Annotated in this window: 11 protein-coding genes; 3 read left to right on the top strand and 8 right to left on the bottom strand. The window is 70.7% G+C overall.

Features of this window, described 5'->3' with window-relative positions; genetic code table 11:
• Positions 1–18 precede the first annotated feature (18 nt).
• Positions 19–2,958, top strand: a complete 2,940-nt coding sequence (locus GT755_RS30195) for a helix-turn-helix transcriptional regulator (protein ID WP_235967622.1) — start codon at positions 19–21, stop codon at positions 2,956–2,958.
• On the opposite strand, the gene GT755_RS30190 is transcribed toward GT755_RS30195, so the two are convergent.
• The 3 genes from GT755_RS30190 to GT755_RS30180 are packed head-to-tail and all read right to left on the bottom strand — an operon-like array spanning position 2,919 to position 7,363.
• On the bottom strand, positions 2,919–5,255 hold the full coding sequence (locus GT755_RS30190; RefSeq protein WP_161482968.1) for an Rv1355c family protein: 2,337 nt from the start codon (positions 5,253–5,255) through the stop codon (positions 2,919–2,921). The genes GT755_RS30195 and GT755_RS30190 overlap by 40 nt on opposite strands.
• On the bottom strand, positions 5,240–5,971 hold the full coding sequence (locus tag GT755_RS30185) for a hypothetical protein (protein WP_161482967.1): 732 nt from the start codon (positions 5,969–5,971) through the stop codon (positions 5,240–5,242). The genes GT755_RS30190 and GT755_RS30185 overlap by 16 nt, the downstream gene beginning before the upstream one ends.
• Before the next feature lie 12 nt (positions 5,972–5,983).
• A complete protein-coding gene (locus GT755_RS30180) occupies positions 5,984–7,363 on the bottom strand; it encodes a tyrosine phenol-lyase (protein WP_328794548.1) in 1,380 nt (459 codons plus the stop codon).
• A 311-nt stretch (positions 7,364–7,674) separates the two neighbouring features.
• Here GT755_RS30180 and GT755_RS30175 point away from each other — a divergent pair, with 311 nt between their 5' ends.
• The gene (locus tag GT755_RS30175) at positions 7,675–8,445 is read left to right on the top strand and encodes an IclR family transcriptional regulator (RefSeq protein ID WP_161482965.1); all 771 of its coding nucleotides are present in this window, start codon (positions 7,675–7,677) and stop codon (positions 8,443–8,445) included.
• 12 nt (positions 8,446–8,457) lie between these two features.
• Here GT755_RS30175 and GT755_RS30170 read toward each other — a convergent pair whose 3' ends face one another.
• The 3 genes from GT755_RS30170 to GT755_RS30160 all read right to left on the bottom strand — a co-directional run bounded on the left by GT755_RS30170 (position 8,458) and on the right by GT755_RS30160 (position 12,634).
• A complete protein-coding gene (locus GT755_RS30170) occupies positions 8,458–9,453 on the bottom strand; it encodes a PEP/pyruvate-binding domain-containing protein (protein ID WP_161482964.1) in 996 nt (331 codons plus the stop codon).
• A complete protein-coding gene (locus GT755_RS30165; RefSeq protein WP_161482963.1) occupies positions 9,450–11,147 on the bottom strand; it encodes a PEP-utilizing enzyme in 1,698 nt (565 codons plus the stop codon). The genes GT755_RS30170 and GT755_RS30165 overlap by 4 nt, the downstream gene beginning before the upstream one ends.
• Before the next feature lie 74 nt (positions 11,148–11,221).
• Entirely contained in the window at positions 11,222–12,634 is a 1,413-nt protein-coding gene (locus tag GT755_RS30160; RefSeq protein WP_161482962.1) for an aminotransferase-like domain-containing protein, read from the bottom strand.
• Between the two features lie 121 nt (positions 12,635–12,755).
• On the opposite strand from GT755_RS30160, the gene GT755_RS30155 reads away from it, so the two are divergent.
• Positions 12,756–15,947, top strand: a complete 3,192-nt coding sequence (locus GT755_RS30155) for a tetratricopeptide repeat protein (RefSeq protein WP_161482961.1) — start codon at positions 12,756–12,758, stop codon at positions 15,945–15,947.
• Here the strand turns inward: GT755_RS30155 and GT755_RS30150 are convergent.
• Positions 15,936–17,009: a monodechloroaminopyrrolnitrin synthase PrnB family protein gene (locus GT755_RS30150; RefSeq protein WP_161482960.1), complete on the bottom strand. Its 1,074-nt coding sequence runs from the start codon at positions 17,007–17,009 to the stop codon at positions 15,936–15,938. The genes GT755_RS30155 and GT755_RS30150 overlap by 12 nt on opposite strands.
• Positions 17,010–17,138: 129 nt before the next feature.
• Positions 17,139–23,846, bottom strand: a complete 6,708-nt coding sequence (locus GT755_RS30145; protein ID WP_161482959.1) for an RHS repeat-associated core domain-containing protein — start codon at positions 23,844–23,846, stop codon at positions 17,139–17,141.
• Between the last annotated feature and the right edge of the window lie 167 nt (positions 23,847–24,013).

The following is a 24,013-nucleotide window of genomic DNA, read 5'->3' as shown; positions in this document are numbered from 1 at the left end:
TTTCGCACCACCGGCGGCATGCGCCGACAATTTCTGACGTCGGGAATTCCGCCCGGTGAACATCCGGTAAGCGTATGCGCCATTCGCCATTCGGGGTTGACATGCGGTCGGCCGGAGTTGCACGTTTGGGTTGTGCCACGCGAGCCGGTTCTGGAACGGGAAAGAGAGTTGACCGCGCTGCGCTCCGCCGTCGCGGCCACGGTCGGCGGTGCCGGGGGTTTCCAGATCGTCACCGCGAACACCGGGGTGGGAAAGACGCTCCTGCTTCGCGAAGCGCGACGCCTGGCCGTTGACGCCGGTCTCCGGGTGTTGAGCGCACGAGGGTCACCATTGGAGCGTGATTATTCCTTCGGAATAGTTCGCCAATTGTTCGAGCCTTTCCTGGCCGCGGCCGAGCCGGCTCGGCGAGACTCGTGGCTGGCCGGAGCGGCGCTCGAGGCCAGGAACGTCCTCGGTCAGGACAGCGCCGATCGGCCCGTACCTGGCGACTTCGCCCTCCTCTACGGCCTCTTCTGGCTGACCTCCAACATCTGCGGGGACGGTCCGCTCGCCCTGATCATCGACGACCTGCACTGGGCAGACGAGTCCTCCCTCCGGTTCCTGGCCTTCCTGCAGCCCCGTCTGGAGGACCTCAACCTGCTCGTGGTCATCGGCATGCGGCCGAACGACCCGCAGGCCGCCACCCACCTGCTCAGCATCATCACCAGCGATCAGGTGAGCCACGTGCTGCGACCGGCGCCCCTGACAGCCGAGGGAGTGGCGGCCGTCCTCACCGACGTCTTCGACCGGTCTCCCGACCCGGCCTTCACCGAAGCCTGCCATGCCGCCACCGGCGGCAACCCTCTGCTGGTGCGTGAGCTGTCCCGCGCGCTGTCCGCCGAGGACGTGCCGCCGAGCGCCGACAGCGCCGACCGCGTCGTCGGCATCGGCTCGCGCGCCGTCGCCCAGCGCGTGGCCGTCGAGCTGGGCCGCCTCTCGCCGGACCACACCCAGGTCGCCGAGGCGATCGCCGTCCTGGGCGCCCATGCCAACGTGGTCGAGGTCTGCCGGCTCACCGGGCTCGACGCGGAAGACGTCGTGACGGCCGTCGCCGGGCTCCGGCACGCCGACATCATCCAGCACGGTCCCGGAGTGCTCGGCGGGACCTACGAGTTCGTGCACCCGCTCATCCGCACCAGCGTCTACGAGGAGATGGACGGCGGGCGGCGCATCGCCTCCCATGCGGTGGCGGCCCACTCGCTCATCGAAGCCGGCGCCCGTGCCGAGGAGATCGCCGCGCATCTGCTGCACCTGTCTCCTCCCTCGGCCGCGCATGTCGGGGTCCTGCGGCGGGCCGCCGAACAGGCGCTGGCCCGCGGCACGCCCGAGGCGGCTCACACGTACCTCCAGCACGCCCTGACCGCTCCCCTGTCCGAGCACGACCGGCTGCCCCTGCTGTCGGCTGCGGCCCACGCCTCGGCACGATTCGACCTCACGGCGGCCATCGGCCACCAGGAGACGGCCTTCACGCTCACGGACGATCCGCTGGCGAGGGTCGAGGCCGCCCTCTCCCTCGGACTGGTGAAATTGTGGGAGGGGCGCGTGCACGAAGCCGTCACCCTGCTCACCGCCACAATCGGCGCTCTGCCGCCCGAGGAGGACGATCTGCACCGCGGCCTGGAAGCCGTCCTGCTGGGCGTCCCCCTCGTCGCGGTCGGGCAGCAGGGCATCCTGGCCCGGAGGGGCCGGCTGCGGGGTCTTCCACCCATCGGGACGCTGCACGCCGCGATGCTCGACGCCATGCTGGCCATGGCGGATGGCTACGACGGCGATCCGGGAGCGCTCGCGTTCGCCCGGCGCGCACTGGCCAGCCCTTCCCTCCAGCAGACGGCCGCCGGCGACCTGTCCATGGCGCTGGGCGCCTACTTCACGGTCAACCTCCATGACCTCGACGAGGGAGTGGCCGTCTCCGACTCCCTCCTGAGAGGCGCGCGGGGCACCAGCCTGACGCTGGGCTCCGCTCATCTGTACCGCAGCATGGTCCGGCTGCGCAGAGGAGAGTTGTCGGAGGCCGAAGCGGACCTCGCGATGTCCCTCGACGTGCAGAAGATCGCGCGGATGGGGATCAGCGTGCCCCTCGCGACCGGCCTGTACGGAGAACTCCTCGTCGAGCAGGGCCGCCTCCAGGAGGCAGAGGCCGTTCTCGCCCCTGCCGCGAACGTCGATCCGATGTCCGCGGTCGGCGTGTACTTCATGCCGCTCCTCGCCCAAGCGGCCTTGTGGCGCGCTCGTGGAAAGCCTGAACTGGCCCTGCGGGCGGCACTGGGCGCGGGCGAGCGTTTCGAGAGCCATGGCGGTCGCAATCCCGCGCTCAACGCCTGGCGCTCGGAGGCGGCCCTCGGCCTGCACGCCCTGGGACGTACCGGCGAGGCCCTGGAGCACGCGCGGGAGGAGGTCGCGCTCGCCCAGCGCTGGGGCGCGCCCTTCGCGATCGGCCGTGCCCTGCGCGTCACCGCCCTGCTCACCGAGGGCCCCGAGAGCGTCACCCTTTTCAAGGATTCCCGTGAGGTCCTGCTGCGGTCGTCGTCCCGGCTCGAACTCGCCAAGACCGAAATCGCCCTCGGCGCGGCCCTGCGCCGCGCCGGCTCCCCGGGAGAGGCCCGGAGCCACCTGACCACCGGTCTCGACCTGGCCGCCCGGTGCGAGGCGGCTCCCCTCGCCGAGCAGGCCCGCACGGAGTTGCACGCGCTCGGGGCACGCCCGCGCCGCACGGCCGTCACCGGCCCGCAGTCACTCACCCCCCGGGAACTGCGCACCGCCGCGCTCGCCGCGCAGGGCCTGACCAACCGGGAGATCGCGCAGCGGCTCTTCGTCACCAACAAGACCGTCGAGGTGCACCTCTCCAGCGCCTACCGCAAGCTGGGCATCGCCCGGCGGGATCAGCTGGGCGGGCTGCTCCCCGGCAACGCGCTCGCCTGACGCGGCGGCGGGGCGAGGGTGAGCACCTCGTCCAGGGGACGCCGCAGGGCGCGCGCTGTGGGAGGGCCCGCGTGGGCCAGTTTGAAGAGCAGGACCTCGGCGTGGCCGGGAGGTGTCGGGAACAGCCGCGTGTAGCGGCCGCGGAGCGCGGTGAGCTCGTCACGTTCCGCCCGGGAAAGTCCGGCGCCGCCACCCCGCTCCAGCCGGGCGAACATGTAGGGGAGGTTCGTCATCGGATGCAGGGCGACTCCCCGGGCGGTGGCGCTCAGCCACACGCGTTGCATCGCCCGGCCGCCGAGGAAGTAGCTGTCTCTGGACAGCCCCGGCACGGTGAGCAACCCGATGGCGGAGGCGGTGGCGACCTGCTTGCGCGCCAGCTCTTCCAGACCCCGGCCGCCGCCGATCTCGGCGAGGAAATCGATCACCCGCCGCTGCGTCAGGAGCCGGAGGCCGGCCCTCTCGGACGCGGTCAGCTCCATGGTGGTCACGTCGACACCGTGTGGCTTGGCCCGCACCTCCTCGGGTGTCCAGCGCAACCCGTGCATCGTCTCGGCGTGGATCGCGGGGTTGAGCAGGCCGATGCGATCGGCCGCCCCGATGAGGTCCGCCATCGTCCGCAGGTCCACGTCCGTCGTGACAAGCCGCAGGTGAGCACCCAACTCGGCGGCGGCCTCGGTCAGGCACGACACCACATCGCCGGCCAGGGGTCTGGGCTCTTCCCGGCGGCGGTTGGTGACCCGGCGCGTGATGGCGGGAAACAGCTCGGGCTCGCCGACCCGCGGGTCGGGTGTCAGCTTCACGACGCAGACCAGATCTTGCCGGCCGGGGTCGGGCCAGGTCAGCACCCGGGATCGGAACCCGAGACGAGCCGCCGCCATGCGCACGTTCTCGCTCAACGCGCCGAAGGCCGCCCAGGTCGCGCCGTTCTCGAAGTCGAGGGTCGGCAGATCGCGGGAGCCGTCGTGCCGGCATTCGAGCTGTTGGCCCGCCTCCTGCCAGGTGAGCTGCCAGGGCTGGTTGTTGTGCGGTGACGGGGCGAGCGTCCCCATGGCGGCGATCCAGCGCGCCGCGTCCGGGGTGATCCGTTCGGACCGGCCCGGTTCGGCGGGCAGGACCGGCGCGGTTCTGGCCTCGGGCACCGGCCCGGGTGGCGCCGGGGCGGCGACGGGCTCCCGGTAGAGGATCTCCTCCGCGCGCGCGTCGTCGAACGGGTCCACGTAGATGCGCCCGGACGGCATCGCCTCGCCGAGGAGGATCCTGCGGGCCGCCTCCGTGGTCACCGCGCCGCCGACGGCGGCCCCGGAGGCGAGTTGCGGCCAGGAGGACAGCGTCTGCTGGATCTCGGGCAGCGAGGCCGCCATCCGGGTGCCCAGTCGTCGTTCGTCGAGAATGGCGAGCACGAACGGGACCTTGTCCTTGGTCGCCAGGCCCTGGAGCTCTTCCGCCCGGACCTCGCCGAGCAGCCCGTGGAAGATGGGCCGCTCGGGGTCGAGGTCGAAGCGCTCGACGTCGAGCATCCCCCGGTCGTTCGTCTCCATGACCACCGGGATCCCATGGGCACGGGCTCCCTCGCGGATGGCCACCTTCACGTAGAGGTCGTCGCACTCTTCGACGACGAGGTCGAGCGGCCCGTCCCCGAGGAGGAAGTCGTCGACGGTGTCGGGCCGGATGCCGTCCGGGTAGGTGGTGATGTCCAGGTAGGGATCGATCTCGACCATGTGCCGCGCGGTGACCACCGTCTTCTGGATCCCGAGCTCGTGGACGCCGGCCCGGAGACGGTTGAGGTTGGACAGCTCCACCTGGTCGAAGTCGGCGATCTTGAAGGAGCCGCCCACGCCCTCCTGGGCCAGTGTGATGGCCGAAGCGCTGCCGACGGACAGGCCGATCACGCCGATGCGCCGGTGGCCGAGCGCGAGCTGCTCGGCTGCGGTGATCTTGTATCGGTTGCGGTCGGTGCGCAGTTCGCGGAACTCGCTCCGGGGTAGCACGCGGACCAGCCGGGCGGACCACGGGTACCATACCCACGTGCCGTAGTCGGCCATCTGGCGCCCACCGAGGATCTCCTCGACGCATCCGGTGAGACGCGGGTCGTCCGCCGCCAGGTGCGGATTGCGGGTCCGGGCGAGCTGACCGGCCTGTGCCTCAAGCGTGTCGTGCACGCGGCGCACGACGCCCGAGTCCCGTATCGCCGTCAGCCGCCTGGCGTCCGCCTCGTCAGCGGGATCGAGCAGCCGGGGACGCCAGACGTTGTCGCTGGACGCCTCTTCGAGGATCTCGTCAGTCAGTGATCGTGGCATGTCATGACCCCATCCGCGCTCAGTGTCTCGATACACGACGGCAGGATGTCCAGAATGCGCCGAGGACGGCTGTAGTTGAGGTGGATCCGCTCGATCCGGCCGGTCGGCGGGAAGAAGCCCTGGAGAAGAGGCACCACGTGGTCGAAACCGTGGACGGCCCTGAACCTCGGTTTGAGGGCGAGCTTGTCGAAGGTGACGCTCGTCTCCCACCCGCTGTCGAACCGGTCCACCGCCAGCAGCCGCGCGAGGTGGACCAGCAGATAGGCGAGCATGCCCCCGCGCCGCGCCGGACGTACCCACAGACCCCCCGCGTGGGCGACCCGGCCGGAGATCAGCTCGTCGTGCGGCAGGCGCCGTAACCTGACTTCGCCGAACACGTCCGGAACCGGGTCGTACCACAGGCGCAGGGACTCGGCCAGGCGAAGGAGATCCGGGGTCACCAGCAGGCGCATGGCCACGCACCCGGAGATCTCTCCCGAGTGCTCCCGCACGGCTATCCAGAAGGCGTCGCCTCCGGTCAGGCGACTGTGCCGCGGATCGAACGTGGGGTTGACCCCGTCCGCCAGAGGAGCCGAGGTCAGGTGGCCGGCCCAACCCGCCATGTCCCATCGGAGCGTGGCCCGCAGTCCCCGCCGGTCCAGCCAGGCGGCGCTGGCGGCGGTGAACTCCCGTGCCCGCCCTCCCAGATGCCTGATCTCGATCGCCTCTTCCGCCATCGTGGGATCCGGCTAGTCGAGGAGTTCGAAGCGGGCCTGGAAGAACCGGAGCGACCTCGGTTCGTGGACCATGCGCAGGCCGCGGATCTTGTCACGTTCCCGGTGCAGGGCGATGCAGCTCTCCGCCACGACGTCCATGTGCAGGTTGGTGTAGGCGCGGCGCGGGATCGTCAGGCGGACCAGGCTGAGCTTGGGCCGGTGGTGGTCGCCCGTGACCGGGTCCCGCCCCGCGCTGACCATGCCCCGTTCCATGCCGCGGACCCCGCTGTCGACGTAGAGATGCGCCGCCAGGCTCTGTGCCTGGAACTGGTCGTCGGGAATGTCGGGGAGGAAACGCCGGGCGTCGAGGAAGACGGCGTGCCCGCCGATCGGAAGCACGACGGGCACGCCGGCGTCTCTGAGGCGTCCGCCGAGATACTCCACCTGCTGCACCCGGCTGGCGATGTAGGCGTCGTCCACCATCTCGTAGATCCCGCGCGCCACCGCCTCCATGTCGCGTCCCGCCATGCCGCCGTACGTGTGCAGCCCCTCGAAGATGACGACCATCTCCTTGGCCGCGGTGGCGAACTGCTCGTTGTTCGTCGCGAGGAAACCGCCGATGTTGACGAGATTGTCCTTCTTCGAGGACATGGTGCAGCCCTCGCCGTAGCTCATCATCTCCCGGAGGATGTCGCGTACGGTCTTGTCGGCGTAGCCGGCCTCCCGCCGCTGGATGAAATAGGCGTTCTCCACCGCCCGGGTCGCGTCGAAGATGATGGCCACCTGGTGCGCCCTGGCCCATTCGCTCACCTCCCGGAGGTTCGCCATCGACATGGGCTGCCCGCCGGCCATGTTCACCGAGGGCGCGATGGACAGGTAGGCGATCGAGTCGGCCCCGTGCTCGTCGACGATGCGCCGCAGCTTGGCGAGGTCGACGTTCCCCTTGAACGGGAACTCGCTGGCCGCGTCGTGCGCCTCGTCGACGATGCAGTCCACGAAGGTGCCTCCGGCCCGCTCCGCGTGCTCACGGGTCGTGGTGAAGTACATGTTCATCGGCACGAACTGTCCGGGTTCGATCCGCAACTGGGACGTGATGTGCTCGGCGGCGCGCCCCTGGTGGGTGGGGATGACGTGCTGGAATCCGTAGATCTCCCGCACGGCCCGTTCCAGGTTGTAGAAATTCCTGGCGCCCGCGTACGACTCGTCCCCGAGCATCATCCCGGCCCACTGGTTGTCACTCATCGCGCTCGTGCCGGAGTCGGTCAGCAGGTCGATGTAGACGTCCTCGCTGCGCAGCAGGAAGGTGTTGTAGCCAGCCTCCCTGATCGCCCAGGAACGGTAGTCGGGCGTCGTCGTCTTGATGGTCTCGACCATCTTGATCTTGTACGGTTCCGCGACGGTACGACTCTTCACGGCCTTCTCCATTTGCTCTCCACCGGAATTTCCACTTCTCGAGTATTTGTTGCGAAAAGCGCCGGGGAAATGCCCGCAAACATCAGCCGACATGGAGCGGAGTGGTCTGGTGCGCGGATCCGTGCTCCGCCCGGGGACGCCGACAGGATGAGCCTGCCATGAGGGATCCATGACGGCACCCGGAGGACTCCCCGGGAAACACCCCAGTCTTTGACCCTGGTTCCCTAATAAACCGAGTTCCGGGGTTCGTTCGAGGATGCCTGAAACGTACGCTTCCGAGGGTTTTGACCAACAGGCGTTCGGAGGTAGGCATGATCGACACGGCGGGGGGCAAGCCCGGTGTCGACGGGGGGCTCAAGTCCGTTCTCAGCGCACTGGAGCTGCTGGACTGCTTCATCGACGACGAGGAGTTCGGCGTATCGGAACTCGCGCGCCGGCTCGACGTCTCCAAGAGCACCGCGCACCGGCTCCTGACGACACTGACCGCGCGCGGGTACATCCAGCAGGACCCCGAGTCCGCGCGGTACCGGCTCGGCATCCGCGTCATCGAGCTGGGCCAGCTGGCGGCGAGACGGGCCCGCCTGCACCGCACGGCGCTGCCCCTGCTGGAGCATCTCCGTCAGCTCACGTCGTGCACGGTGCACCTGGCGGTCCCCGACGGAGCGGACGTCGTCTATCTGGAGCGGCTGTCCCCGATTCCGCACATGCGGAGGTTCGCCCAGGTGGAGCGGCGTATCCCCGCCCATCAGGTGAGCTCGGGAAAGGCCATCGCGGCGTTCAACCCGGAGCTGGCCACGCTGCGACGGGTGGCCGGATTCGCCCGTCCCGCCGGAGAGCCCCCGTACCGCACGGCGGACTTCGACCGCTCCCTCACGGAGATCAAGGCGCGCGGAGTCGCGATCACCCATGACGTCATCGGGCTGGGGCTCTCCTCGGTCGCGGTGCCCGTGCGCGACGCGTCGGGGATCGCCCGTGCGGCGATCTCGGTCGCGGGACCCACTGTCGAGGTCGCGCAGAACACCCAGCGCTTCGCCCGCCTCGTCGGCGCGGCGTCGGCCAAGTTGGAGCGCGCCCTGCGCTGACCGGGAGGCTTCTCAGCGGGTGATGGGCCGGGCCTGGACCAGGACGACGGGATCGCCCGGACGCCACCGCGTGGGGATGACCCATTCGACGTCGACCGGATGGCGCAGGACGACTTCGGCCGCGAGTAGCGCGGTGACGACGGCGCCGAGACGCTCGTCGTCCAGGACCGGCGCCTCGGTGAACCGCTCGGGCATGTCCACCTGCCTCACCCGGCCCGCCGCGTGATCGATCACGGCGACCCGCCGCTTCGTGGACACCCGGGTCTCCAGGCGGCGCCCGTCCCTGCCGACCACGATGTGGTCAGGGATCACCGTTCCCTGGACGACCGTCTCGCCCAGTCCCCAGCAGGCCTCGACGACCATCGTCTCGCTGTCCCCGGTCACCGGATGCGCGGAGAAGGCCACACCCGCCGCCGAGGCCGAGACGAGCTCCTGGACTCCGACGGCCATCGCGGTCTCCACCCCTGCGCGGTAGCGCAGTCCGTAGCGGATGGAGGAGGCGGAGAAGGCGCTCGCCCAGCAGTCCCTGATCGCGGTGACGAGCCCCTCGGCCGTGCGCACCCCGAGACGGGAGGCGTACTGGCCCGCGTAGCTCGCCTCCGCGGTGTCCTCCCCCACCGCCGAGCTGCGCACCGCGACCGGCAGATCGGCCTCCCGGCGGTCGAAGGCGAGGGCGGCATGGGCGTCGGCCACCTGGGCCACGAGATCGGCCGCCATCGGCGTCGACTCGATGGCGGCGGAAAGGGCGTCCGCGAGCCCGTCGACGGTCTGATCGACGGTCCGGGAGTCCGCCGACATCGGGATCCGGGCCCGGTCCAGCACTTCCCGGCAGCCGCCGGCCGTCAGGAACTCATGGAACCTGGCGGCCGGGACGACGAAGCCACCCGGAGTCGTCAGCCCGTGCCGGTGCAGCAGAGCCAGCCGGGCCATCTTCGGGCCCGCGCCCGCCCTCGCCTCTTCGTACGGCAGGCGCGACAGCTCGGAGAGCCAGAGCACCGGCGCCGTCACCGCGCCGCCCCACGGAGGATCCGCACGTGTCCCCGGTCGCCGTCGACCTCGATGAGGTCACCGGACCGGATCACCTGCGTCGCCACCCCCACCCCCACCACGCACGCGACACCGTACTCCCGGCTGACGATGGCGGAGTGGCTCAGAATGCCGCCCAGGTCCGTCACGCATGCGGCGATCTTCCCGAACGCGGGCGTCCAGTTCGGGCTGGTCGCCTCGCACACGAGGATCTCCCCCGGGGCGATCCGGTGGAGTTCGTCCGCGTCGTGCAGGACATGCGCGGTGCCCCTGACCACCCCCGGAGAGGCGGACAGCCCGGCCAGCACGCGGCTCCCGGCAGACCCGGCCGCCGCGTGAAGGAGGCCTTCCCGCACGCCGAAGATCTCCTGGATCACGGGGTCGTCCGCCTTCTCCGGCGTCGTCCCCAGCGCCTTCGGCATGCGTGGCCGCCGGTCGAGCCAGCGCTGGTAGTGCACCCGTCGCGCCTCGACGATCACCGCCATGTCGCGCCAGGCGGTCCTGCCCTCGACCACGTCCACCAGTTCGGGCCAGAAGAGGTAGAGGGGGTCGTCCCGGCGATCGGTGCCCAGCGCGTCACCGACCGCCAGGCACGCCTCCCGCATGGGGACGGCCACGCGCAGGTCGATCCAGAAATTGTGCTCGTCGTTCCACCAGACGAAGTTCGCCTGCCGGCAGGACGCGAGCGCGGCGTCGAAGTCGAGGCGGCGAGCCCGGGTGAGCCGCCGCCGGGCCAGTTCGACCGCCTCCTCCCGATCCGCCGCGGCCCGGCGTTGGGCGGCGGACAGATCGAAGCCCTCCGGCTTGAGCAGGAAGGTCTTGATCGTGCCCAGGACGGGCAGCGGATCCTCGTGCCAGGTGGCCAGGTTCACGTCGGAGGTGCCCTCGGTTCGATGACCCCAGGTGTCCAGGAAGTCATCCAGCCGGGACAACCACGTGGCCGCCGCGCCACCGGCCCTGCGCAGTTCGACGCCGAGCCGGTGGGGTTCCGTGCGGGCGAAGAGCCCGGCGAGCCCGGCCCGGCGGGCGTCCCGGGCCAGGTCCCAGAGCCGGCGGTCGGTTTCGAGGATCTTGTTGTCGTAGCCCTGAAGATAGGTCACCACCTGCTCCCGGCCGAGTCCGAGGTCGTCGCAGAGCCGTTGGAAGTCCAGGCAGTGCAGCAGCAGGGGATACATGACCTCGAAATGGATCGCCCATGCCCGCCGGTGAAAGGCCCTCGCCTCGCGAAGCCGCGTGCCGAGTTCCGCGATCGTCGCGCCCTGGAGGCCGGACGCCTCGAAGTAGGCCAGGCTCCTCCGCAGCTCCGCGAGCCGCCGGCCCCAGTTTCCGGCGAAGTCCGCGGTGAACGCGGCGACCGCGCGCGCCGACCGCCTGGACCGCGCCTCGATCTCGCCGGCGTCGGCGACCTTGATCTCGGAGAAGTACAGGTGAGTGCCCACCGCGCGCTGAGCGAAGCCCCGGCCGGTGGCCAGCGGCAGTCCTTCCGCCGCGAGCTGCGAGGTGAGCGAGAAGTCCTCGGCGAGCGAGAACGCCATCGGGGTCAGGCCGCGTGGCCAGTGGAAGTCGAGCAACCACGGCCGCTGGGCGTCGGCGCCCGTGAACGGCCGGAAGGGATCGGGCGTCTCGTCACCGGGGAGGTGGATGAATCCCGGATAGAGCTCCTGATGGTCGATCATGCCCCCACGATCGGGTGTGATCGCCACGTCGTGCATAGCCATTCCGGACACAGAGGGCAGGCAGAGCGGACCGTTCATGCCGAGGTCGCCTCGTCCAGCGAGCCGTCCCGCTCGCGCAGTTCCCCCACCACCGCCACCAGAGTGCTCAGGCCCCGCTGGAGCGAGAGTTCGTCGAGCCGCGCACATCCGATGACGATGCTGTTGTGCCGTCCCTCCGAGAAGCAGTGGGCGCTCCCGTCACCGACGAGCACGCCTCGGCGGCGCAGTCGATCCGCGACGAGACCGGCGGGCAGGTGGCGGAAGTGGACGAAAGCGTTCAGGCCGTCGAACCCCACCTCGTCGACCTGACCGCGCAGCGGCAGCAGGGCCTTGCGGACCAGCCGCGTCCGGGCGGCGTGCGCGGCGGTCAACCGCCGTACGTGACGGGCGAGATGTCCTTCGCGCAGCAGTCCGGCCAGCGCCCGCTGGGCGACCAGGGGCGGCTGCGACGGGATGAGCTGAAGCAGGTCGGTCAGCGGGCCGTCCAACTCAGGCGGGCTGATGATGTAGCCCACGTCCAGAGCCGAGGAGAGGACGTCGCGGAAGGAGCCGACGTACGCCGTGCGCTCGTATTCGCCAGAGGTCGCGAGCGGCGCGCAGGGATTGGCGTCCTGCACGAAGGCCTGGCCTTCGAGTTCCACCAGGAGCAGGCCCGACGACCTGGCCCACGCGATCAGCGCCCGCCGGCGCGGGACGGACAGGCGGGACCGCGGGTGCCCCTGCGCCGGCGAGACCAGGGCCAGCCGGATGTCGGGGAGCGGCCCCCGGACGAGGACACCGTCCTCGTCGACCGCCAGCGGGACCGTGTGCAGCCCGCGCAGGGCGAGCAGGCGGCGGGCGTCGGACGGCCCGGGCTCCTGGACCGCCGCGCGGTCGCCGGGACGGGTGCCGACCTGGGCCAGCAGGTCGAGCGCGTGGGCGCGTCCGGAGGTGATGAAGATCTGATCCGCCGTGCACCGCAGACCGCGGTGCCTGCGCAGATGGACGGCGAGGGCCTCGCGCAGTTCCGGACAGCCCCGGGGCGGCAGCACGTCGTGCCCTGGCGGCCGGTGGGCGGCGGTGCGCCAGGACGACCGCCATGCCGTCACCGGCAGAGACGCCGAGCAGGGGCCGGCCGGGGTGAGGTCCAGCTCGCGCGGATGCCCGTCGCCGTTCCCCTTGCCCGTGCGCCCGGCGCTGCGCTGCTCCTCATGGCAGACGAAGTTCCCCGATCCCGAGCGGGCCTCGAGGAGTCCTTCGGCGAAGAGCCGGTGATAGGCGTGCAGCGTCACCGAGCGCGACACGCCCAGGGCGACCGCGAGGGCACGCGTCGACGGCACCCTGTCCCCGTGCGCCAGAGCGCCGGTGCGGATCGCCTCCCGAAGTTGCCCCTCGATCTGGGCGTGCAACGGTGTCCGCGAGGTCTTGTCCAGGTGAATGGCTATTGTCAACGGTTCACTGAAACGCATGGGTCCCCTCCCCTATGCCCCGGAATGCACTCCGTACGCTAGGAGGGTCCGACCCGCCCTGGCCGGAACGTTCTTGCATGCGGAACAATGACGCGCTGAGGCGCGACTCGGGGAGTTCGACATGGGAACTGCGCTCCCGGCCAAGACGACCCCTCCTCCCATGCCGTCCTTCCACATCGAGCGCCGGCGCGCCACCAGGGCCCTGGACGAGGCGGTCCTGCGCGGGCTGACCACGGTCGTCGCCGGATCCGGCTGGGGCAAGACCGTCACGGTGGCCGGGTGGGCCAGGCGAGCCGGCGCGTGCTGGCTCACGCTCCACCGCGACGACAACGACCACAGCCGGCTCGTGCGCGAGATCCTCTCCGCGCTGCGTGTCGAGCACGCCGGCCTGCCCATGGACCTGGCGCCCGGGAGCCCCGACTCCCAGGCGGCCGACCTGCTGCGGACCCTGACGGAGCGGGTCGGACGGTCGGTTGTCCTCGTCCTGGACGACCTGCGCGAGCTCGACCCCCGCTCGCCGGCGACCCGGCTGGTCGAGGCTCTGAGCCGGGCGGAACCCGAGATCCTCCGCCTGGTCCTCGTCTCCCGGACGGACCTGCCGTTCCCGGTGCGCCGGCCGGGCGAGCGCGGCCGGGTCACGGAACTGGGCACCGAGCATCTGGCCTTCGACGTGCGGGAGGTGGCGCGGGTGCTCGAGTCGGCCGTCCCGGGCGACGGCGGGCTCGCGGCCGAAGTGTGGCGCCTGACCTCGGGCTGGCCCGCGGTCGTCCGCCACGCGGCCGACTCGCTCGCGGCCCGGTCGCCGCAGGGGCCGGAACCGGCGCTCGCCCGGTTACGCCGCCGGGGCGGCCCGCTGCTCGGCCATCTGGCCGCGACGATCGGCGCCGGTGAGACCGAGAGCCTTCATCGGCTGCTGCTGCACGTCGCCGTGCTCAACCGGGTGACGATTTCCCTGTGCGGCGCGCTGGGCCTGGACACGGCGAAGGACGTGCTGCCCCTTCTCGCCGGCCATGGTCTTGCCGAGGTAGCCGACGCCCCCGAGGCGTTGTGGTCGTTGATCCCTCCGCTCAGGGACGCGCTGCTGGCCGACGCGGCGCTCGGCGTGTACGACATGGGCGCGCTCCACCGGCGAGCCGCCGACTTCCACCGCTCCCGCGCCATGTACGGCGAGGCGATCAGGCATCTGGTCGACGCCGGCGAGCACGAGTACCTGGCGTCGCTGCTCGCCGAGCACGGCACCCACCTGATCGCCTCCGGCGAGGCCGAGGTGGTGGTTCAGGCGGCGACCGCGCTCCACCACAATCTCGACGCATTACGGCTGCGGCGCGTCACCGAACCTGCTCTCCGAGCGCGGGGCGACGCGAACGGCGGCGGTCCGCTCCCGCCGGGCGTGGCGGTGCAACTGGGGCTTCTGTGGCACCTGCGCGGCAACCTCGACCAGGCGCTCCGCTGTTACTCGCGCGGTGTGATCGGCAACGGCGACACGGCCGACGAGGTTCTGCTGCTGGCCTGGACGGCCACCGCGCACTGGGCCCTCGGAGACTTCGAGGACGCCCGCGCTCTCGCGGACCGCGCGCTGCTGGGCGCGCAGCAGTGCGGCAACGCCGGACCACTTGCCGCGAGCCACACGGCCGCGGCGCTGCTGGCGGCGGCGGAGGGCAACCGGCGGGCCAACGCCTGGCACTACGCCAGCGCGCTGGGACACGCCGAGCGCGCGGGCAACGTCCTGGAGACGGTGCGGATCCGGGCGAACCTCAGCTCCCACTTCCTGGAGGAGGGGCGGGCCGCCGAGGCGGTCCGCGAGGCCGACCTCGCCGTGGAGCTCGCGCAGACCGGGAGCTACGACTTCTTCCACGCGCTCGCGCTGGTCAACAGAGGTGGCGCGCTGATCATCCTGGGCCGCTTCGAGGAGGCCGCGGCCGACTTCAGGTCGGCGCTGGATCTGTACCAGCGCCTGGGCTCGGCGATGGTGGCGTACGCGCTGGTCGGCCTCGGCGACGTCTACCGCGAACTCGGCGAGGCCTCCCGGGCCAGGGCGGCCTACGAGGAGGCCCTGCGGGCCGCCGAGGAGTCGGCTGACCTGCAGAGCCTCGGCTGGGCACTGGTCGGCCTGGCCAGGGTCAGGGCGGCCGACGATCTCGCCGCGGCCCGCGACCTGGCCCAGCGTGCGGTGGACCTCGGTCACGGCCTGCACCGCGTCCAGGCGATGCTCGCCCGTGGCTGGCTGGCTCTGCTGGCCGGCGATCGCGCGCGAGCCGCCGAGGATGCCGCCGGAGCGGCGGATCTCGCCAGAGGCCGCAGGGACCTGATCGGCCTGGCCGAATCACTCGAACTGACCGCGCTGACGGTCGCGACGCCCGCCGCCCAGCTCGCCCTGCTCGGAGAGGCCTCAGCGATCTTCCAGGAGCTTCTCCACCCGGTCGGAACGGCCCGCACGGCACTGGTTCAGGCGCTGCTGACCGGCACGGACGTGGAGTCCGCCGAGCAGGGGCTGCACCGCTACGGGGTGCGCGCCACCCGCGTCGCCTCGTCTCTGGCGGTCCTCGCCTCGTCCCGGCCGCGTATCGCGGTGCACGCGCTGGGCTCCTTCAAGGTGCTCAGGGACGGGGTTCCCGTGCCGGCCGCCGAATGGAAGTCGAAGAAGGCACGCGACCTGTTCAAGATCCTGATCGCCCGAGAGGGGCGGCCGGTCTCCCGGGAGCAGCTCATGACCCTGTTGTGGCCCGAGGAGAAGAATGTCACGGGCAACCGGCTGTCCGTCCTGCTGTACGCCGTTCGCGGCGTGCTGGCCAATGCCGACGAGGGACCCCTGATCGCGACGCGGACCACGGTCCAGCTCCAGACGGACGCGCTCGACCTCGACGTGCGGCGCTTCCGCGGGGCGGCCGACACCGCGCTGGACGCCTACCAGCGGGGCGGCCCGGACGCGGCGAACCTGCTCGGCCACGCCGAGTCCCTTTACGGCGGCGACTTCCTCGAGGAGGACGCCGACGAGGGCTGGGCGGTCCCGCTCCGGGAGGAATGCCGTTCCGCCTACCTCGCCGTGCTCCGCGCGCTGGCCGACCTGTCGGCCGCCGGCGGCGATTTCGACCAGGCCGTACGCCACTGTCTGCGGCTGCTGTCCCAGGACCCCTTCGACGAGAAGACCCACCTGCGCCTCATCCAGGTGCTGCTGACGGCGGGAAGGTACGGCGAGGCGATGCGCAGGCATCAGATCTACGCCCAGGCGATGCGGGAGATCGGAATGGGATCGGAGTGCGTGCCGTGGTCGGAGCTCCGCGACGGCGAGCCGGGGAGCCGCTCAGCCCGCTGACCCGTGGCGGGCCAGGACGTCGCGGTATTCCCGGGTGAGGAGCAGGACCTCTGCCGGCAGGTCGACGGTGTGGCCGGCGCTTCCGTGGTGGAAGAGGCGGACCAGGTCGTCGTCGGTGCGGCGGGCGTACGTGAGGTGGCGCCCCCGGAAGACGATCAACCGACGGAGGATCCTCCTGACCCCCTCGACGCTCGCCCACAACGCCGGGGAAGGATCACGCGACTCGCGGAGTGCGCCCACCAGGCGGGACACGAGGGAACCCGTGCCCTGCCGCGCCGCGTACCGCGACCGGACCAGGGGCGTGTTGTACTCGTCCACCTGCGACTGGAAGGCGGCGTAGCCCGGCACCGGCTGGTCGGACGCCCAGAGCACGGTGTCGGCCAGGTAGAGCGGCAACTGCGCCGGAGCGGGCCCGAGGTACGACCTGCCGCCCACGTCGACCGGCTCGAAATAGGGCCGCATCTCCTGCGCGAAGAACGCGGGGGGCACGTGCTCGCGGATCAGATCCATGGCCGCGATCAGCGTGTCCAGTTCCGGCTCGGTGCGGGCGCACACCTCCGCGAACAGCGGGTCCCCGGGATCGATCCCGGTCAGTTCGAGGAGGAGCTCGATGAAGTCCTCCACCGCCGGAGCGGAGCGGCGCACCGACTCGATCATGGCGTCCTCGGCCGGCCCACCGACGTACCGGCGCCGCCTCGGCCCCTGGGGATTGCCCGGTCCATAGTGGAGGACGGTGTCCCGGGGGACCATTCCGGTGCGGGCGCCCAGGAACAGCAGCGTCTGCACGGCCGCCGGGACCACCGCGAGCGGTTGCGGCCCGTGTCGCCTGATGGAGCCGAGGAGCAGACCGAGGTCACGCGTCGCGGCCACGCACTCCGCCGCCGTGAACGTGTCCGCCGTCCCGGCGACGGCCACGAGGCGGCGCAGCACGTCCACCAGCCCGGCGACGTCCGAGGAGGCGTTGAGCGAGGGGACCTCGGCGCACAGGGCGTCGGCGTGCAACGGGTCGAGGCCGGCGGCGGCGAGGAAGAGTGAGCTGTCGCGTGCGCACGTGATTGTCATGCGTCCAGCGTGTGCACGCCGGGTCGAAAGGTCTCCGGCCACTCCTGGGGGAGGTCCGCCGTACCACTCTGGGCACGCGGAGGGCCGCATGGATGCGAATCCATGCGGCCCTCCGGCTCGGGGCAGCACTCAGAAGATGGGTCCGTTGAAGAAGGTGCAGGTCGCCAGGCACCAGTTGCCCGATCCCTCCGGGACCAACGTGGACAGGGACGTGGGCACGTCGACGGTGACCGACGCCGACATGATGGTGATATCCCAGTCCGGCGGCATCACGACGTAGTCGGGCAGTGCCGAGCTGGGCAGGTGGGTGCCCATGCCCTCGACCTGCTGGATCCGCTCCGGGGCGCCGTTCCGGAGGATGTCGCCGATCCCGTCCCAGTCGCCCGTCTCCATCATCATGGCGATGTCGTTGTCGAGCATGACCCCGGGAGCCGGGGCCGTCACGCTGGCACCGGGCGGAACTATCATTTCGCCCAGACCCGTGTCCAGGCCGTGGCCGGCGATCCCCTTGCCGGTGCCGCCCGGCATGACCCAGGTCACGTCCCCATTGGGATAGGGCCGCAGTTCGAGCACGTACGGCCTGGGCCGGGCGCCGGCGCCGCCCGGTCCTCTCGTGCCTCCGAAACCCGGCCGGAAGTCGTCGAGCGGGCTCGTCCTGAACTTGGGGATGTTGACGAGGTTGATCGCCGTGTAGAAGGCGTTGAGGACCTTGTCGGTGTCGGTGTGCGAGCGGATCGCGCGGTCGGCCTCCTCCTTGGTCTGCGGGGCGTTAGCCGTGTTGCAGTCGAACCCGCAGACCAGGGGGATCAGAACTTCGTCGGCGAGTATGCGGCCCCAGGTGCGGCCGTAGTCGCCCTGGCCCGGGGTCACCCGGCCGTTGTAGCCGTTGTGGCCCAGGTGGCAGCCGACCTGGCAGAACGAGGGGCCGATCGTGCCGTCGGCGTCGGAGCGGGCCGGGCCCATCGGGCCGCCGTACGGGCTGCCCGCCATCACCACCCCCAGCCAGTAGGTGGGGTCACCCATGCCGGCGCGGGGCGGGCTGGCCGCGACGACGCAGATGGTGCCGTCGGGACACGGACCGGCGGGATCGACGGGGTTGTAACCGCTGGGATCGGTGTAATTGAGCGGGCTGTTGTTGACGTAGCTGTAGGGATTCCAGTTCTGGCCGTTGAGCGGCTCCGTGAGCGGATCGGCGGTCGGGAACCGCATCATGGCCGGATCGTAGATCCGCCCCTTCATGTTGATCAGGCCGAGGTCGTCGTCGTGCTCGTGGCCGGTGAATCCGGCCCGTACGGGACCGGGCCCGCCGGTGAGGATGCTGCCGTCGGCGTTGACGCGCCGGCCGAACGGGTCGTAGTACGACCGCTGGTGCACGGCCCCGTCGGCGCCCACCACCTGCGTCGTGCTGCCGAGCGAGTCGGTCACCAGGTGCAGGGTTTTGCTGGCGCCGGTCTGCTCGTCGTGGACGATCTGGCTGGTGCCGACGGTGAAGAGGTGCTCGGTCTTCGGGCCGGAGACCCGTTTCTCGTACAGGCCCGCGAAGGTGAGGCTCGTCGCCGCGCCGCTGGTCTTCCTGGTGCGGCGGCCGATGGCGTCGTAGAGGAAACTCCAGGTGTTGCTGCCCTGGGCGACGGTCTTGGGCAGGTCGAAGGAGGTGTATCCGATGGTGCGGCCCACCGGGCCCGTCCGGGTGGTGTTGCGGCCCTGCGCGTCGTAGGAGTAGTCGGTGTAGGCGTGGGACGGCAGTGCGGTGATTCTCGTCAGGGTGTGCGGCTGGGTGCCGTCGGGCTTGCCGTAGGTCCGGTGCTCGACGGGGTTTCCACCACGGTGGACGGTGGTGAGGTTGCCGCCGGCGCTGTATCCGTAGGTCGTGGTCACCGGAACCGGGGCGGGTCCGCCCGGCGCGTCGGCGCCCAGTCCCCATGCGGTCAGCCTGCCCAGGGAGTCGTAGTCGAAGGTCTCGGCCCGTTCGACGGTCTGCTCCTGTGTGGTGCGGGTCTTGAGCAGCCCGTCGTCCCGATAGGTGTAGGCGGTCTCCAGCAGGGTGTCGCCGCCCTTGGCGACCTGCTGGCCGGTCAGCTGTCCGGTCAGCGGGTCGAGGTCGTTGTGCAGGGTGATTCCGCCGGACAGCGTCGCGTCGGTCAGCGCCATGTCGGCGTTGCGGCCGGTGATCTCCATGATCGTGACCGGGGCGGCGGGATCGGAGACGTCGACGAGCCGGTCCGGATGCTGCCAGGCGTTGTACTTCTGCTCGACGGTGAGGCGCGGCCGCCCGGGCACCTGCGGGTAGGCCAGCTTGGTCAGGCGGCCGCCGGAGTCATAGGCGTAGTCGAAACTGTAGGTGGCCTGTCCCTCGATCAGGTCGGCCCCGCTCCTGCGTCCCAGGGTGTCGTACCGGAAGGCCGTGGTGATGCCGTCCGAGCTCGTGGCCGACGCCGCCCGGCCGCGGCCGTTGGCGGCGGTGTCCCAGACGAAGGTGGACGTGCCCTCTCCCGCCTGCCGGGTGATCAGGCGGCCCAGGTCGTCGTAGCCGAACATCTCGGAACTCGGTCCGCGGGTCTGCTGCTTGACCTGGTCGAGGCCGTCGTAGACGGCCGAACTGTGACCGCGGTCGGGATGCGTCTCGCTCACGCCGCGGCCCAGCGCGTCGTACCCGAAGTCGGTGACCGCGCCCTGCGGGTCCTTGACCTTGTCGAGCAGGTCGAACGGCTCCCAGTCGTAGGTGGTGGTCAGCGACTGCTCCGGCTGGCCCTGCTTGACCAGCACGTCGGTCTTGGCGACCACCCGGCCGTTGACGTCCACGGCGACGCGGGTCTCGTTGCCTCCGGTGTCCCACGACCGTTTCTCGAACATGGTGTAGGAGGAGGTGGCCACCTTGCCGTCGGGCAGTTTGACCTTCAGGGGCCGGTCGAGGGTGTCGTAGCCGTAGACGGTGACGCCCGGGATGCCCCCCGGCCTGGTCCCGGACTTGAGCCGGCCGATGCGGTCGTAGGTCGCGGTGGTGGTGATCGGCGTGCCGTCGAAGCCGGGCACCGATCCCGACAGCGCCTGGCCGCGCGCGTCGGTGGTCACGGTCGCCGTCCGCCCGCCGATCGTCGCGGTCATCGTGAGGCCGTTGACGCCGCCGTAGGTGTCCGGGCGGCCGGTGTAGTCGAAGACGGCCTTGTCCCGTCCGTCCCGCTGGTGGGTTCTGAGCCGCCCGGCGGCGTCGTAGGTGCTGGTGTTCTGGACGCCGTTGACATCCATGGTCACCACCGGCAGGCCGTAGGCGGGATGGACCACGCTCCAGGTGGAGGGCACGTAGGCGGCTCCGGCCGGCCGCTCGATCCAGACCTGAGAGGCGTGGACGCGCTCATCGGGAGCCTGGGGATAGAGCTGCGCGTACTCGATGTGCTGGACGCGGGCCGCCACGCCGGGCGCGCTGGTGGTGATCGTCGTCGGCAGGCCGAGCGGGTCGTACCCGTAGCCGATCGTGCGGCGGACCTTCGGGTCCGGATGGTCCTTCTCCACCTCCACCGTCGCGAGCAGGCCGGCCGCGTTGTGGGAGTAGGTCACGCTCCGCACCGCCGGTCCGGGGTCGCCGTCGGCCTCCGCCCTGGTCGTCTTCTGGGTCAGGGGCAGGCCCAGATGCCAGGAGCCGGCCGTCCTGTTCTCGTACGTGGTGTTGATCCACTCCTTGGTCCCGCCCTTGACCGCGAGATAGACGGCCGTCACGTTGCCGTAGTCGTCGTAGGCAGTCTGCAGGTCGGTGCGCCGGGCCGGTTCGGCAGGTTCGGCCAGGTCCCAGATGTGCTCCCGGTGGGCGTTCTGGGCGGGGAACGTCTGCCCCCAAGTGAGGTTGACCGGCTCCTCCCACTCCTTGACGAACGACTTCTTCGGCAGCGTGAGATAGGTGGCGCCGCCGTTCAGCAGGCGTACCTCGGTCTCGTAGTTGACCGTCCTGGAGACGCGCGCGGTCGCGGTGGCCGGCTGGGCGGCCACCTGCGCCTCGGTCAGGATGGCCGTCTTGACGGTGAGCGACTTGGGGAAGGCGACATGGGGGTGGTACTTGCCGTTGTGCGCCGAGACGCGGTGATCGTAGTTCGCGATCGTCTCCGTCGCGGTCGCCGGATCCCACGAGGCCACCTTGCCGAACCCCAGGAAGCCGCGCCCGCGCAGGTGGACGACCGGGTCCTCGTAGGCGTAGTGGGTCTCCCGGGTGCCCGCCGACAGGACGGCCGGGTTCACGAAATGCGAGCGGGAGACGGTCTTGCGGACTACGACCAGGCCCTTGCGCAGGCACAGCAGCGGGTACTGGCACTGGTAGGCGCTCTTGCCGGCCGGATCGTTCGACCATTCGGCGGAATAGGCGATCTCCTCCCTCGGCCAGGCCGTCGTCCCGTCCCTGACCGCCGTCAGCAGGTCGTCCAGGCGGGGCTGCTGCTGGAACACGGTGAGCTGACCGTCCTCGGTGACGGTGACCAGGTCCTTGCGGCCGTCGCCGTCGAAGTCGCCGACCCCGGACAGGACGGCCCCGAACGCGGGGATGTCGAGGTGGTTCCCACCGGCGATCTCCTTCTGCGTGAACGTCCCGTCGCCGTTGGACAGGTCGATCCAGATGGTGGCGCCCCCGTCCGCGCCGCCGCCGAACTTCACCAGGTCGGACCGGCCGTCGTTGTTCATGTCGGCGACGTGGCAGTTCTTGTCGCACAGTCCCAGGCCGACGTCCTCCTGGAAGCGCACCCCGTTCCCGGTGTTCCAGGCCAGGAAGCCCTCCTGCCCGAAGACGGTGTCCTCAAGGCCGTCGCCGTTGAAGTCGCCCGACTTCACGCCCCACAGGTACTGGTTCGGGGTCAGGAACCGGTTGTGCGCCGTGCCCGCCGAGACGTGCTGCGCGGTGGCGGTCGAGGTGCCCGGTTGCGCGCCCAGCCCCAGTGCCCAGCCGGTTGTGGCGCACTTCAGGTCGCCGTCGACGACCTTGCGTTCCCCCGAGAGCAGTTCGGCGCGGCCGTCACCGTTGAGGTCGCTCACCCGGGCCGGGCAGCCCGCCGCCACCGTCGAGGCGATGGGCGGCCCGAGCGGCTCGAAGGAAGAGGAACCGCTCTCGTTCATCCGGATCTCGTAGCCGCCGTAGTCCCAGTCGTAGGCGAAGGCCCCCTCGATCACCCCCTGGATCTTCGTGCCCTGCACCAGGTCCAGGCGGCCGTCGCCGTTCATGTCCGCCCAGTCCGAGGGAACGCAGGGGAGGGACAGGCCATAGACCTGGCCGCCGCCGTCGCAGGAGGGTCCCACGATCCCCGTGCTCTCGAACTCTTCGGCGGTGTCGTCCCATCTCAGCAGCTCGTAACGCGCATGGGGCTCAGGGACGCCATTGCCCTGGACCCGCTGGACGGGCACCCAGATCTCGGCCTTGCCGTCGCTGTCGAAGTCCACCGGCCGTGCCATCGGCACGGAGACGTTGGTGGGCCACTCGGGTGTGGCCACATAGGTGGCCTTCCACACCTCGCCGGAGAGCAGGCCGAGCGGCGCTCCCGGTTGGGACCGCCGGACGAATGTCCTCCCGTAGGGGTCCTGGAACTGCTCGTCCCATCCGCCACGAAAGTAGAACAGGTCGTCCATGCCGTCGCCGTCGAAGTCAGCGATCCTCATGGACGGCATGAACTGGAGATCCGGCCAGTCTCCCGGTGCTCCGCTGGTGTCGAGGTCGATGTGGCCGATGTCCTTCTTCTGGAACGACGGGCCGCTGGCGGGCTGTGACCAGGTGAACTCCTTGGCCCACAGGCACGAGGTCAGGGCGCACTTCTCCACCTTCGTCAGCAGGCTTCGCTGGCTCGCCGCGCTCTGCTCGTAGCTCAGGTCGTACCGCCAGACCTCCTCCGTGCCGGCCGGGTTGGGTGCGAACATCTTGATCGCCGCCACCCGCTTGGTCGAGGCGAACTGCACACCGTTGAGCCACCCCGAGCCGGGGTCGGGCCGGTTCACGACGTCGAACTCGACGAAGCGGCGGGCGTCGGCGTACGCGCCGGCGGGGCCGTGCGTGTAGGTGATGCGGTAGGGCAGCACCTCGAAGGCATGCGCTCCGTCGAACTGGTGGTATTGGTACCGGATCTCGTTGCCCGAACTGTCCCGCACCTTCGTGAGCAGCCACGCCACCCGGGGAACCCCGGCCGCGGTCGTGACCGTCTCCGGCGGACCGCCCGCCGCCCAGTAGTCGACGGCGAACGCCGAGCGTGGAGCGATCCACGGCTGGTATTCGCTGACCTTCCCGTCCTTCGTGTGGACCATGAAAACGCCGGGCCCTTCCGCCTTCAGCCCCTGCTGCACAATTCTGGCCATGCTGTCGGCCTCGGTGCGGTACTCCGTGCCGGACTCCCCGTAGTTGCCGGAGACCGCCATCAGTTTCTGCCCGTCCAGGCACAGACGGTCCTTGTTGGTGAACCGGACACCCGCCCCTGTGCCCTCGGTGGACAGCGACTCCCCACAGCGTGTGATCGACGACATCCCGGACAGCGACCAGCCGCGGCCGAACGGCCCGTCGCCACTGCGGCTGGAGTACGCCAGGGTCAGCGCGGGCTGCATGCCGGCCCGCCCGGCCGGAACGTCAAGCGGTATCGTCAGCGTGTAGTCGCCCCGGGAACCCACCGACGAGGACGCAGGCAGGTAGCCGACCCGGTCGCTGGAGATCACCGGCTGCTGGGGCAACTGGATCGGGTGCGGCAGCGCGGGCGGGACGGCGACGGTGTCGGCGCCGGCGGCGTTCGGCGACGTTACAACGTTCGGCGCCAGCAGCGCGACGATGAGGATCAGTACGGTTCTTGTGCGCCGTAATCGACGCGGTGACACGTTGCGCGGCTTCATGACCAGTGCTTTCGGGAGTCGAGGAGTGGACGTGAGGCGCAGGAGAACCGGCGCCGCCTCCACGGGTGGACTCGAGAAGCCTGAGGGACGCCGGTGTCCTCCTCGAAGTGTCAGCGCGACGGCACAGGCCGGAAATGACCGCTCAGCCGAGATCGTCGAGCCTGTGC

The sequence above is a fragment of the Herbidospora solisilvae genome (genome assembly GCF_009901565.1).
Taxonomy (GTDB): domain Bacteria; phylum Actinomycetota; class Actinomycetes; order Streptosporangiales; family Streptosporangiaceae; genus Herbidospora; species Herbidospora solisilvae.
The sequence above is the reverse complement of the archived record's forward strand: the minus strand, read 5'-3'. Positions and strand labels throughout refer to the sequence as shown.